Source organism: Bacillus sp. S2(2024) (assembly GCF_050474045.1).
GTDB classification, from domain to species: Bacteria; Bacillota; Bacilli; order Bacillales; family Bacillaceae_G; genus Bacillus_A; species Bacillus_A yunxiaonensis.
Genome location: NZ_JBFLUS010000003.1, coordinates 4,015,093 through 4,027,882 on the forward strand (window position 1 = coordinate 4,015,093; position 12,790 = coordinate 4,027,882).

General features: G+C 35.9%; 11 protein-coding genes, 2 pseudogenes and 1 other annotated feature. Of the genes and pseudogenes, 5 read left to right on the forward strand and 8 right to left on the reverse strand.

Annotation, left to right across the window (positions count from 1 at the left end; translation table 11 throughout):
* Positions 1-20: 20 nt before the first annotated feature.
* From AB1284_RS20450 to AB1284_RS20460, 3 genes are all read right to left on the reverse strand, one after another.
* Positions 21-938, reverse strand: a complete 918-nt coding sequence (locus AB1284_RS20450; RefSeq protein ID WP_429753238.1) for a proline dehydrogenase family protein — start codon at positions 936-938, stop codon at positions 21-23.
* Positions 939-1,345: 407 nt separating this feature from the next.
* Complete coding sequence (locus AB1284_RS20455; protein ID WP_336482407.1) at positions 1,346-1,591, reverse strand: YusU family protein; 246 nt, start codon at positions 1,589-1,591, stop codon at positions 1,346-1,348.
* A gap of 180 nt (positions 1,592-1,771) precedes the next feature.
* The gene (locus AB1284_RS20460) at positions 1,772-2,074 is read right to left on the reverse strand and encodes an MTH1187 family thiamine-binding protein (RefSeq protein ID WP_090998954.1); all 303 of its coding nucleotides are present in this window, start codon (positions 2,072-2,074) and stop codon (positions 1,772-1,774) included.
* A gap of 256 nt (positions 2,075-2,330) precedes the next feature.
* On the opposite strand from AB1284_RS20460, the gene AB1284_RS20465 reads away from it, so the two are divergent.
* Entirely contained in the window at positions 2,331-2,948 is a 618-nt protein-coding gene (locus tag AB1284_RS20465; RefSeq protein ID WP_429753237.1) for an adhesin, read from the forward strand.
* A gap of 120 nt (positions 2,949-3,068) precedes the next feature.
* Here AB1284_RS20465 and AB1284_RS20470 read toward each other — a convergent pair whose 3' ends face one another.
* Positions 3,069-5,066 carry a methyl-accepting chemotaxis protein gene (locus tag AB1284_RS20470; protein WP_429753236.1) on the reverse strand — a complete coding sequence of 666 codons (1,998 nt, stop codon included), beginning with the start codon at positions 5,064-5,066 and terminating at the stop codon, positions 3,069-3,071.
* A 212-nt stretch (positions 5,067-5,278) separates the two neighbouring features.
* Here AB1284_RS20470 and AB1284_RS20475 point away from each other — a divergent pair, with 212 nt between their 5' ends.
* The gene (locus AB1284_RS20475; RefSeq protein ID WP_429753235.1) at positions 5,279-6,037 is read left to right on the forward strand and encodes a TrmB family transcriptional regulator; all 759 of its coding nucleotides are present in this window, start codon (positions 5,279-5,281) and stop codon (positions 6,035-6,037) included.
* A gap of 22 nt (positions 6,038-6,059) precedes the next feature.
* Here AB1284_RS20475 and AB1284_RS20480 read toward each other — a convergent pair whose 3' ends face one another.
* Together AB1284_RS20480 and AB1284_RS20485 are read right to left on the reverse strand one after the other, a co-directional pair.
* Positions 6,060-6,239, reverse strand: a complete 180-nt coding sequence (locus tag AB1284_RS20480) for a hypothetical protein (RefSeq protein ID WP_429754458.1) — start codon at positions 6,237-6,239, stop codon at positions 6,060-6,062.
* Between the two features lie 106 nt (positions 6,240-6,345).
* Positions 6,346-7,674 carry an APC family permease gene (locus tag AB1284_RS20485; protein WP_429753234.1) on the reverse strand — a complete coding sequence of 443 codons (1,329 nt, stop codon included), beginning with the start codon at positions 7,672-7,674 and terminating at the stop codon, positions 6,346-6,348.
* Positions 7,675-7,740: 66 nt separating this feature from the next.
* Positions 7,741-7,978: a binding site (T-box leader), on the reverse strand.
* A gap of 498 nt (positions 7,979-8,476) precedes the next feature.
* Between AB1284_RS20485 and AB1284_RS20490 the strand changes: the two are divergent.
* Positions 8,477-9,388: pseudogene (locus AB1284_RS20490) on the forward strand (CHASE4 domain-containing protein); the annotation flags it as partial.
* A gap of 303 nt (positions 9,389-9,691) precedes the next feature.
* Positions 9,692-10,330: pseudogene (locus AB1284_RS20495) on the forward strand (methyl-accepting chemotaxis protein); the annotation flags it as partial.
* Between the two features lie 92 nt (positions 10,331-10,422).
* Here the strand turns inward: AB1284_RS20495 and yidC are convergent.
* Both yidC and AB1284_RS20505 read right to left on the reverse strand, forming a co-directional pair.
* The gene (yidC, locus tag AB1284_RS20500; RefSeq protein WP_429753233.1) at positions 10,423-11,226 is read right to left on the reverse strand and encodes a membrane protein insertase YidC; all 804 of its coding nucleotides are present in this window, start codon (positions 11,224-11,226) and stop codon (positions 10,423-10,425) included.
* Positions 11,227-11,257: 31 nt separating this feature from the next.
* Positions 11,258-11,542, reverse strand: a complete 285-nt coding sequence (locus AB1284_RS20505; RefSeq protein WP_429753232.1) for a hypothetical protein — start codon at positions 11,540-11,542, stop codon at positions 11,258-11,260.
* A gap of 205 nt (positions 11,543-11,747) precedes the next feature.
* Between AB1284_RS20505 and AB1284_RS20510 the strand changes: the two genes are divergently transcribed.
* Entirely contained in the window at positions 11,748-12,641 is an 894-nt protein-coding gene (locus AB1284_RS20510; RefSeq protein ID WP_429753231.1) for a YitT family protein, read from the forward strand.
* The last annotated feature ends 149 nt before the right edge of the window (positions 12,642-12,790 follow it).

Consider the following 12,790-nt stretch of genomic DNA (forward strand, 5'->3'; position numbering starts at 1 on the left):
GGAAGTCTATGCTTCCTTGGTTATTTTTTAATCATTCCTTTTAATACGAATGCTACGTTAGCTGGACGTTCTGCTAAGCGACGCATGAAGTATCCGTACCAATCGTTTCCATATGGTACATACACGCGCATTTTATATCCTTCTTTCACAAGCTCAAGTTGACGCTCTGTACGAATGCCATATAACATTTGGAATTCAAACTGATCACGCGAAATGTTGTATTCCTCAGCAAGTTTTTTTGTATATTCAATAATTGCATCATCATGTGAAGCGATTGCTGTATAATTACCATTTAATAAGTGCGTTCTAATAATCTTTTTATAATTGTCATCTACATCTTTCTTTTCTGGAAATGCAACTTCTTCAGACTCTTTATAAGCCCCTTTTACAAGACGCAAATTTGGGTTATACGCATTCAAATCATCTATATCTTTTTCAGTACGATATAAATACGCTTGAATTACTGTACCAACATTGTCATATTCTTCTTTTAACAGCTTGAAGATTTCAATTGTTTTTCCACAACGTGAGTAATCTTCCATATCAATTGTTACAAACACACCGTTTTCTTTCGCTGCGTCTAAAATACGGCGCATATTGTTCATAACTAAATTTTCTGAGATGTCTAAACCCATAGAAGTCATTTTTAATGAAAGCTGAGAATCTAGCTTTTCGCGACCAATTGCACGAATCGCTTCAATCGATTCATCCGCCATTTCGTTTGCCTCTGCTTCGTTATCAACAAATTCCCCTAAATAGTCGATCGTAACACAAAGGTTTTGCTTGTTTAAATCTTTAATTGCAGCTACTGCTAAATCAATTGTTTCCCCTGCAACAAAGCGTCCTGCTCCAAAACGTAAACCGTATTTTTTCGCTAGTTTTGTCATCGCTTTATTTTTTGATAAAAACAAGAAGGAATTACGCATTAATTGTTCCATGTACTCCACCCCTATGACTGTACTTTGTCTGTTTTTTACCCCTCTTCTAAATTATATCATTGTTTAAAATTATTTGATACAAATAATTATTTAGATAATTAACACAATAATACGAGAATGTTTGTATAATTGAATTTTAAAAGGAAAAATACGAAATAAAAATGTTTCGACATATAGAAATTCCAGGTGTATGAGTAGCAATATAGGAAAACAACGCCTATGAGAAATAATTTCGACAAATAATCTTTAATACTTTCTTCTCTTTATACAAAGAAAAAAACACTCCCTTTATTTCGTATAAAGATGGCATACACATAACCAAACATTATATAAAAATAACTCATATACATGTTCATCAAAAAATACAAAAAAAGACTACTTGATTACAAGTAGCCATTTCTCATTTGTCACTTATTTTGTCTATGTTCATCATTGCGCTTTTTAATTTCTGTAATTAATTTTACCATCTCTTCTTTCGCATCTGGATACGTTTCATTCCAATGCTTTACAAGCGCTGGCATTGTTTTAGCAATATACGAATATAACGCCCATTTCTCAACCTTTTGTTTATATTCTTCATCGCTCTCTCCTAATAATAGCTCTGTATACTTCTGTAGCAACCCATCAAACTGTTCTTGAAATTTTTCATTCACCCTATAGCCCCTCCTTCATATTTCTTTACACTTGATAATAAAGAAATTTAAAGGCGGAAACAAATTTCTTGCCCTTCATACAAAAAGAAGCAGCTCTATTTAGCTGCTTCCCCTATACTTACTTCATCTCGCTACCTTCGGACAGTAAGGCTCGACTGATTCCACTAGTTAAGGTTCACTCTATAACTTCGACTGTACAGATTGTAACTTCTTCTCCATAGAGCTAACTTTATCACGGCGGTCATCAACGCGAATATTTGTTGCTACGCGGCCTGCACCTTTTGAAAATGGAACTTCATGCATTTGTTGAATAACTTCAAATAACACCGGAAGTTCTCCTTCAATAATTGTATTCATTGGTGTTAATTGATACTTCACGCGATCTGCATTTTTCTCAAGTACTTTTTGTATTTCTGCTACATACTCACTTACACTTGTAGTACCTGTTCCAACTGGGATAATTGTAACATCAACAATTGCCATTTCTGTTCACCTCTTCTATAGATTCTTTATTATTGTACAAAATTTTCTCCGCAATTTCCTACATTACATACTTATGTAAATCAAATTTTCATCTTTTGAACTTCCTACTACCTAATATCTTAGCTTAATGCTCTATAAATTAATTTATTTTCTCTGAATATGCTTATCTACCGTAACTCTTTTCTGTCCGCCTTGCATATATTGATATCACTTCTGCAAGAAATCGCTTTTTCGCAACTTTGAAAGGGAGTGAACGATGAAACGTTTATTTATTACTTCATTATTAGCGGGCAGTCTTCTACTCGGAACAACAGCTTGTGGAAAAGAGAAAGAAAAACCAACTTCTTCTCCTCCAGTTGAAAAGCCGGTTCCACCAGAACAACAACTACCTCCTACTCCACAACCTGCTCCTCAACCGAGCCAACCTAATCCATCTCAACCAGCACAAGTTGAGACAACTCGAACTATCCAAGAATTTGTCTCAACTTTTAACAGTCTCGGGAAGCCATCCGGATATAACTTAGGGAATGTTAAGCTATTCACAGAGGATCAAGCAACTGTTACGTACAATGGGACATTCAGCAATGGTTTAGGATTTGGCATGACAATTTATAAATCTAACGGCAATATCGGCGCTGTTGCTGTTGTCGGTTCAGATGCTTCTGAACAAGACATTTCAGCCTTTTATGCAACGGTAGGTCTTATTATTTTGAGTTTAGATCCTTCTCTTGGTCAACAAGGTGTTATGTCTATTTTAGAACAACTTGGATTAACTGATCTTACATCTCATCAATATACAACACAAGCTATTGGGGGTACATTAAAAGTAACAGAAAGTAACGGTACCCTTACATTTCAAGCTGTCCATAATTAAATATGAAAAGAGCTGCAATCTCAACATGTAGACGCTTCTCATGATATATCGGTGTTTCTACAATATACGATATGAATAATTCAAAAATGGCTGTCGGGAAAATCCCGACAGCCTGAAATTTTATTTTTCTATTTTAAATTGTTCTACCAGCTTTTCCAAATCGCTCATTTCCACTGTTAATTGCTTCATCGTTCCTGATACTTGTTCTAGATGCGATACCTGTGTTTCTGTCGCTGCATTAACTTCTTCTGATACAGCCGCACTCTCCTGACTTGTTTCAGCGATGGTTTGCATAACTTGTGTAATATCTTTCTGCTCATGTCCAATATTTCGCACTTCAGTAGAAATGTTTTCAATTGAAGTTACAATTGTATTTACTACAGACATAACAATTTTGAATGCTTTCTCAGCATCGACCGTTACATGGCCTTGTACATTTGCAATTTCTTTTAAATTACCGACAACTTCTACAACGCGAGATACTTCGCGCTGTACTTCCCCAATAATAGATGCGATATCCCCGGTCGCTTCTTTTGATTGCTCTGCTAATTTTCGTACTTCTTCTGCAACAACAGCAAAGCCTTTTCCTTGTTCCCCTGCACGCGCTGCTTCAATAGAAGCATTTAATGCTAATAAATTTGTTTGATCAGAAATTCCTTTAATAAGCTCAACTACATTTTGAATAGACTGCACACTATGTTCAAGCTTATCAGCTGCCGCTTCTGTTTCAGTCACAATCGAAGAAGCTTCTTCTCTTGTATTCACTAAACGCTGCATCGTCTGCAAACCATTTTGTGACGCTTGTTCTGCCTGGCTCGTTACATCTTTAATAGAAATTACTGATCCATTTACCTGTCCCACTGACTGTTCCATATTTTCTAGCTGCGCTGAAATTTCCTCAACACTATTTGCTAGCGTCGATGCACCGCCCGTCACATCATCCATTGCACTAGAAACTTCCTTACTTGCGGCAACTGTTTCATTTGTTAAATAATGCAAGTTATCCGCTGACTGTTGTACTGATGATACGTTATGCTTAATACGGCTAACCATTTCATTCATTTGTCCAACCATTTCGTTAAAATGCTTTGTTAGCACACCGACTTCATCATTCGTTTGGACGTTCATTTGTAGCGTTAAATCCCCTTCTGCTACTTTCTGTACTTGTCCCGTTAATGATTGAAGCGGTCTTGTTAATCTTCTTGCAAAGAAATACGATACGAGAAGTGCAACAAGCATACCAGCACACGCTAACCATATAAACGTATTTCTTAGCTCTGTTAATAAATTATCAACATTCTCTTTCGGATAAACAATTGCTATCTTCCATTGCATTGATTTCATTGACTGACTATATGCAATTACATCTTTCCCCTTTAACGTAGAAGCAACAAAATCATTTTTCTCTTGTTTGAAACTTTGAATCAGCGGTTCTTTTGATACATCTTTTCCAACTTTATCCGGATACACTAACGCTATGTTTTTATCATTCACAATAAGCGTTTGTCCTCCATAGTTATACTGGACGTTATGAAGCATCTGCTGGACTCTGTTTAAGGACACATCCATTGCTACAACACCAATTACTGAACCATCTGGTGATAACATCGCTTTGGAAACACCAACACTTAATTGTCCTGTCGTAAGTTCATACTGAGGCTGTCCCCAATGTATAGTTTTCGGGTCCTTTATAGCATCCTTATACCAGGCCCTTGTTGTAGGATCATATCCTTCTGGCAACTTCCCGCCATCTGCAACACTCGCACTTAATGTATTTTTATCTTTCGTCCCAATATAAAGATCTAAAATATCAGGGTGATTTTTTTTAAAATCTAAAAACTCCCTCGTTATCAGCGCTTCTTCTTCTGGCGTAACACCATCTTGTAACATTTTAATGGTCATCTCACTACCTGAATAGTATTGCATATCCTCTCCAATCCCATTAATAAACCCATTCATTTGTTGTGATAACAAATCCATCGTATTATGAGAATATTGATCAAGGATACGTGACTGCTGCGTTTTTTGTAAATGATATATAGTTGTCCCTAAAATCACAAACAACATTGAAATAAGTACCGAAAATACAATTGTTAATTTCCAACGTAAACTTCTCATAATCTCTAATCCCCTAGCCCCTTCTTAATAAATTTTATTTAACCGCTAATATTATTATATTAAGAAAAAGTAATTCTTGTAAAATCTTATTCATTTCCATAACCAAAAATTCTTATATAACCATTTCCGTATAGGGCAAAATAACTGTACTTGTATTCATAAGGAGAGTTCCTTATTCTTAAGAAAGAAGAAATTTTCGTTCAGGAGGCACTATGTTACAAAGATTCGGTTTTTCACAATATGAAAGTCAAGCATACGAGGTCCTCGTTTCAAGCGAAGGGCCGCTTGATGCAACGAGCATCGTGAAGTATTCTGGTGTTCCGAAAGCAAAGATATACGAGGTATTAACACGTCTTATTGATAAAGGCATGGTGATGGATTCTGTTTCCGAAAAGAAAAAGCTATATACAGCCTTGCCGCTGCAACTTGCTATTGAAAAACTAACCATAGAATTTCAATCACATATTGAAGAGTTACAAAACAACGTATCGAAAAAAATATTTACAGATGACCGGGTTTGGAGCTTAAAAGTGCAATCTTCTATTCACGCACAAAGTAAACAACTTGTACAGGAAGCGAAAAAATCCATTCGTATGTCTGCATGGAATGATACGTTCCTAGAATATATGCCGCTATTAGAAGAGAAGAAAAAGCAAGGCGTAGAGATAGAAGCACTTGTTGTAGGGAATCTTGATACAACACTAGAACAGATTCACCTTCTTATTCCAACAGAAGAACATGATGCACTTGAACGCTTTTTACTGATTATTATCGATGATCGTGAAATTTTATTTGCGGGCGTTGAGCAAAACTCATGGCAAGCAATGAAAACAATGTCTCAACCATTCGTTAAATTTTTCACAGAATTTTTCTATCACGACGTTGCTCTTGCGAAAATTACAGAGAAGCATCATGACTTATTTATGAACGATGAGGAAATTCGAGGCCTCTTAATGAAACTACGTTATTAAAAAAACGGACATGTATTCCCACTCATGTCCGTTCTTCATTTTGCTTCTTTATATCCGATAACAACGAAATGATTTGCTGATTTTGCCTTATTTGTTCTTCTGAGTTTACATATAAAAAACGGATCCATCGAAACACAAAAGCAAGTACTACAACAGGAATTATCATAAAGAAAAAACCAATAACAGACGATAACATTGCCACTAGCATCCACCTCCTTTTAACAACATATTCCACAATCCCTTTCAGCATCCTTGCACAAAAAAATAGGCATCTCCAAAAGATGCCTATTTCAAAATTTCATTATCGACTAACTTACCTTTTTCTTATTCAAATTTACCTCTTTCTTATTCAAATACCAATACACCGGTAATCCAGTCAATACGATACCAATTGACAAGAAACAACTTACTGGATCATTAATAATCGCACTTCCAATTACAAATAACGACCCTAAAATTGCTAATATTGGCACGATTGGATATAAAGGAACACTATATTCACGTTTTTGTCCTGCATTACGTTTTCGTAAAATAAATACACCGATAAATGTCATCACATAGAAAATATAAATAATAAATACGGAAATCTCGGACAATTTATTCGGGTCACTTATGATCATCAAAATAATACCAAGCATAATCTCAACAAAAATTGCATTTGCTGGCGTTTTAAACTTATCATTAATTTTTGCAATAAATTTTGAAAACGGTAGCTGACCAAGCTCTGCCATTGATACTGGAATACGTGGGAATGTTAAAATCTTTCCGTTTAAACATCCAAAGATTGAAACAATAACACCAATACTAATCAATTTCCCGCCATATTCACCTAATAACATTTCAGCCGCTTTCGCTGTTGCATTCTCGCTAAGCACAACAATTTGCGGAGCTGGTAACACTTTTAATAATGCAAGATTAATTAACACGTACGCTGCTGTTACCACAAGAATTCCAACTGTCAGCGCTTTTGGCAATAACTTTGTTGGGTTTTTCATTTCACCGCCGATAGACGCGAGTAGAATCCAACCATCATATGCAAATAATGTTGCTAAAATTGCCATCCCAATACTTTGATTTGCAGACTCTGGTACAACAACGTTAAATACATCACTATTCCCCTTCCAAAATCCCATCACAATAATAAGCACAATTGGAATCATTTTTCCAATCGTTGTCGCGGTTTGAACAATGCCCCCATACTTTGTTCCAACACTATTTACAACACCAAGAAATACAACCGTTCCAATCGCGATTGGCAAATTCCACACTTTATCAATATGGAAAAAATTCATGACTAGTGAACTAAAATACAATCCTAATGTCCCAATAATTGCTGGTCCATATACAAGTGTTTGCATCCACCCAGATAAATAACCCCAAAATCTTCCATAAACCTCTTCTAAATACGTATACAAACCACCGTTTTTCGGAATTTGTGCCCCAATTTCCGCAACAGTTAAACCGCTTGCTAAGGTTAAAATACCACCTATTACCCAAGCGAAAATTGCCATGTTAGAACTTCCTGCATAATCCAATACTTTACCTGGCTTCATAAATACACCAGAGCCGATAATTGTTCCGATAACGATTGATAATGCGACTGTTAGGCCAATTTTATTTTTGTCATCGTGATGCATGCTGCGTTCCCTCCTTCTAATTCTAGTTTGATTTAAAGTAAAATAAAAAAAACACTCATCCCTAAAAAAAGGGACGAGTGTTTGATTCGCGGTTCCACCCTTGTTCCAATTGACACGAAGACACAATGCGCCAATTGCTCAAGTTTCAGATAACGGCTGTTGCCGGCAAGCAATTACTAGATGTTCGTTCACTGCTACAGTTCAAAGGTGGTAAACTATTCTTTCGTATTAGGAAGCTCACAGCCTAAGGCTCCCCTCTCTGAGAATCGTAAAAAACAGATCATGTCCTTATCAATACTTTTATAATTTCGAATGTTGTTGTTATTGTTCATTATATTGAATTTTTTTAAAAAAGCAAGAGTGTTTTATATTACATACAGGAATTATTTCAGTATAATATAACAGATGTAAACTTTCTTCTACACCGCTGAAAGAATTCAAATTTCTTTTCCTACTCATCAATCATTTTTCAAAATTAAATTATATTTTCAAAAATAAGTATTATAGGAATTTTTTGTTATTTATTGTTACATTATTCAAAATATTGTTATATAATATTATTCGGATTTTAATTACATTTTTTGTAATACTATAGGAGAATACAACGTTATATCCGCGGCAACGTCTTTTTACTATTCAGAAGTGAAAGAAGGAAACTTGAATGTCTTTTATGAAAAAGTCTTCATTAATTAAACAAATTACTCTATTTATTACTCTACTATTATGTATCCCGCTCACCATAGCCGGCTATTATTTCTTTACAAAATTAAATGATGACATAACAATTGTAGAACAAAATCAAATGAAAGAAGCTGCCCGCGCTTCTGAAAAACTACTGCAATTTCAAGGCAGCAACTTGCTAAAATTTACTCAGACAAATTCACAATGGGAGGCTAATAGACAAGCTGTTGAACATAAAGATGTGAAGTGGATTGAGGAAAATGTAAACGTAAACACGAAAATCAACCCTGATATTGACTTTATCGCCACTAGTACCTTTGATGGTACCGTTTTGAGCCAAATAGGAGATATAAAAGAATTTACAGGAACGATAAATGACAAAACGTTACTGCAGACGGTTCAACAAAAGTCAGACTTGTATACTTTTGTTCAAACTTCTAAAGGACTAGCAATCATTGCTGCCTCTAAAATTATAAATGAAAATGAAAAAATGGAGCCCGCAGGAATTTTAATATTCGGGAAATTTTTACACAACGAAAATCTTACTAGTATAAAAAATACGTTAGGAACTGATCTTTCCATATTAACTGCTGATGGAACGTATTTAACAACGTCTCAATCTCTTTCTAAAACAATCATGAATGAATATTCAGAGAGATTAAAAAAGGATCCCAAAGGGGATATTTTTCAGATCCAGCATACAGATGGACAAAACGTTCTCCAACATCCTGTCTTACTAAAAGACTTGGATAATCATGCATTAGGAGCGCTCGCTGTTAGTCGAGATGCGAAAGTAAGCGCGATGTTTAAGAAAGAACTTACAAATGTCAGCATTGGGATTGGAATTGGATTAGTTATATTGATTATCGTGCTAATGATTACAATCCACCGCATTATTGTACAACCATTGCAACGTTTGTCTGTTATTTCAAATGAAGTATCAAATGGTATGTTAACGAGTGAAGTACCGCCAAATCTTCTAGAACGCAGTGATGAAATCGGTTTTCTTAGCCAATCTATTGGCGGCATGGTTACGAATTTAAAGAATTTAATTAGCGATGTTTATACCACGTCCGATCATGTAGCAACCTCTGCTAGGCAGTTATCTGTTCATTCTGAAGAAACAAGAAGCGTAACGGATGCCATTGTTTCTTCCATGCAAGAAGTAGCAAGTGGGTCTGAATCTCAGCTAAACAGTGTGCAGCACTCTAAAATAGCGATTCAAGAAATGACTGAAGAGGTAGGGCATATCGCAGTTCATATGTCCAATGTATATGATAAATCGCTGCAAGCGACTCGAGAAGCAGAGGAAGGTAGCAGCAGCATGCAACTGGCGATTAATCAAATGGAGGCTATTAACGAATCCGTTCAGCACTCTCTTTCTATCATTCAAACGTTAAGCGAGCACTCAAAAGAAGTAGGCGAAATTATTTCTATGATTCAAAATATCGCCGATCAAACAAATTTGTTAGCACTAAATGCAGCAATTGAAGCAGCACGGGCAGGGGAAAATGGAAAAGGTTTCGCTGTTGTAGCAGAAGAAGTACGAAAGCTCGCAGAACAATCTACTAACTTTACAAAGAAAGTAACAGAAATCATTACGGGAATACAAAAAGATTCCCACTCCGCGGTTGGTTCAATGGAACGTGTATATAATGATGTCCAAGATGGAGTCCATACAATTCAATCAACAGGTAACATGTTTCAACATATCCATCTGACTACACAAAGTGTTTCTGATCAATCACAGGAAGTATCCACTCTTGCTCAGCAAATTTCTGCTGGAACGATACAAATTTTAAAAACTGTAGAGCATATTTCCGAAATTGCTGAAGAATCATCTGCAAGTACACGTGAAGTGGCTGCTTCTTCTGAAGAGCAACTAAACGCAATGGATGCGATTCAGCATTCTAGCAATGAATTGAAACAGATTGCTCATAAACTTCAAGAATTGATGCAGCAGTTCCGCATATAGAAATCACACAAAAAATAGACAGTGCTCATAACGAGCACTGTCTATTTCATTTTCCACTAAGGGACGTTCACTTTATAGTAAATAAATTTTTCTTATGCCCCTTGCCCTTGCACTTGTACATCTTCACGATCCAAGACTTTCTTCAATACTATAGTTTGAATCACAGTAAATAGGTTACTTGTAATCCAGTACAAGACAAGTCCTGATGGAGCAGCAGATCCCATAAACAAAATCATTGCCGGCATCATAAACTGCTGGACTTTCAATACTTGATTTTGAGCTTGTTCTCCTGTCATATTAGACTGAAATACTTTCATTTGCAAAAATGTTGTCATAGCAGCAAGGACAGGTAAAATGTGATAAGGATCTGGATGTCCTAAATTTACCCATAAGAAAGACGCTGTACGAATCTCTTCCGTATGACTAATTGCATAGTACAATGCTGAGAAGACTGGCATTTGCAGTAGCAGTGGTAAACAACCCATTAGCGGGTTTACACCGCTCGTTTTCATTAAAATCATCATTTCTTGTTGATATTGCTTTTGTTTTTCCGGATTGTTCGTCATATCGCCATACTTTTTCTTCAACTTCTGCAACTCTGGCTGCATTTTTTTCGTTTTTAATTGGCTGCGATATTGCGTAATTGTCAGCGGCAGTAGTATCGAACGAACTATAATCGTAATAATAATAATGGCAATCCCAAAGCTATGATTCGGCAAATGGTGCGCCACAAACTGCAACATAACAGAAATTGGATATACAATATAGTGATTCCAAAATCCTGGGCTATTCGCATCAATTGGTCCTGCATTCGCACTTGCATTACTACAACCAGATAAAACAACAACAAGTAATAAAGATAAACTTACGAGCCGAGCTCGGTATGATTTAAACATATATATGATTCCTCCAATGTTTCATAATTCTTTAGCGAAACATTGGCATATACGGACCTACATCCTCACTCTCTCCGCTTGCTTCTTGCCTGCGAACTGAGCGAGCCATTCCATGTTTATAAAAGATAGGGAAAAACGAGATATTCCCTATGTGCTCCTCACATGTTTCAACAACTGCAAAGGCTTTCTGTCTGCCCCTATATGTTTGCTGGCGTACAAAACGCGAAACATTAGTGAGAAATAAGACTTCTAATAAACAAAGAGCTGTTGTTACAACAGATATATATAACATTGCATCTTGCAATAGAAATTCCATCTCTTCACATCCTTATGACAGGATTATATCATACTACTTCAACATGTAAATTCCTTATATTTTACATATTCATGTTTTTATTTACACACTCGAATTGTAAAAATTTTATAAAATTTTCGTATAATAATAAAACTATTGCCAGTGCTTGAAAAAAGCATTATTCTCTTCTTGTAATCAAAAACGAATATGGAGATGAAAATAGACTATGGGCCAACTAGGAGACGCCGATTACGTTCCCGATACCGCCTTTTTATCATTCCCAGCCGCAAAAACATTACATTTAGAATTCATTATTCAACTTGTTGTTATTTCAGTTGCTTCAATTCTCTATGCAGTTTCAATGAATATGTTTTTTATTCCACACCACATGATTAGTGGCGGTTTTGCTGGCGTTGGGATGATTATCGGTTACTTAATGCACTACAGTATTGGTGCACTCATCTTTTTATTAAACATTCCACTGCTCTTTCTTAGCTATTTTTACTTAGGAAAGAAAACAACTTTTTTAACAGCATACTTTCTTGCTGTATCGACTCTTGCTATGAATATCATTCCAGTTCATCAACTTTCTGAGGATGTGTTGTTGTCTTCTGTTTTTGGTGGTGTATTGTGCGGAGCTGCAACAGGAATCATTTTCCGATTTGCTTCTTCGACAGGTGGGTTTGATATTATTGGGTTAATTGTGGCAAAACATAGAGATATTTCTATTGGATCCATTATTTTTGGCTTTAACCTTATTCTACTTGCAGTCGGTGGTTTTATTTTTGGATGGGATATTACACTTTACACACTTATTAGCCGATTTGTTGTAAGTAAAGTCATTGATACCATTCATACAAAACATATTAAATTAACAGTGATGACCGTTACAGAAAAAGGAAATGCCATAAAAAAAGCATTACTACACAACGGGATTCGCGGTGTAACAATGGTTGATGCTGTCGGTGGATATACAGATCATAAGAAAAAAATGATTTACACAGTTGTTACACGCTATGAACTAGGAGAAATTAAACGTCTAATCCGCCACGTTGATAGCCATGCTTTTATTAACATTACAGAAACAGTAGAAGTGGTTGGACGATTTAAACGTATATAACAAAACGCAAGGAGTGGATCCTTGCGTTTTTATTTTGCACATAAAGGGAAACTTCCATCAGTGGGGGTCTTCTTCATTCCCCACCTATCTTCTTCGCTTCCCTCAATCTTAAGGTGAGGGTCTAACTGCCCACGAATAGCGAGATAAAT

Bases quoted from the DNA above. Each gene is read 5' to 3' on its own strand.
- AB1284_RS20450 (WP_429753238.1), bottom strand. From the start codon at position 938: ATGGAACAATTAATGCGTAATTCCTTCTTGTTTTTATCAAAAAATAAA.
- AB1284_RS20460 (WP_090998954.1), bottom strand. From the start codon at position 2,074: ATGGCAATTGTTGATGTTACAATTATCCCAGTTGGAACAGGTACTACA.
- AB1284_RS20465 (WP_429753237.1), top strand. From the start codon at position 2,331: ATGAAACGTTTATTTATTACTTCATTATTAGCGGGCAGTCTTCTACTC.
- AB1284_RS20470 (WP_429753236.1), bottom strand. From the start codon at position 5,066: ATGAGAAGTTTACGTTGGAAATTAACAATTGTATTTTCGGTACTTATT.
- AB1284_RS20475 (WP_429753235.1), top strand. From the start codon at position 5,279: ATGTTACAAAGATTCGGTTTTTCACAATATGAAAGTCAAGCATACGAG.
- AB1284_RS20485 (WP_429753234.1), bottom strand. From the start codon at position 7,674: ATGCATCACGATGACAAAAATAAAATTGGCCTAACAGTCGCATTATCA.
- yidC (WP_429753233.1), bottom strand. From the start codon at position 11,226: ATGTTTAAATCATACCGAGCTCGGCTCGTAAGTTTATCTTTATTACTT.
- AB1284_RS20505 (WP_429753232.1), bottom strand. From the start codon at position 11,542: ATGGAATTTCTATTGCAAGATGCAATGTTATATATATCTGTTGTAACA.
- AB1284_RS20510 (WP_429753231.1), top strand. From the start codon at position 11,748: ATGGGCCAACTAGGAGACGCCGATTACGTTCCCGATACCGCCTTTTTA.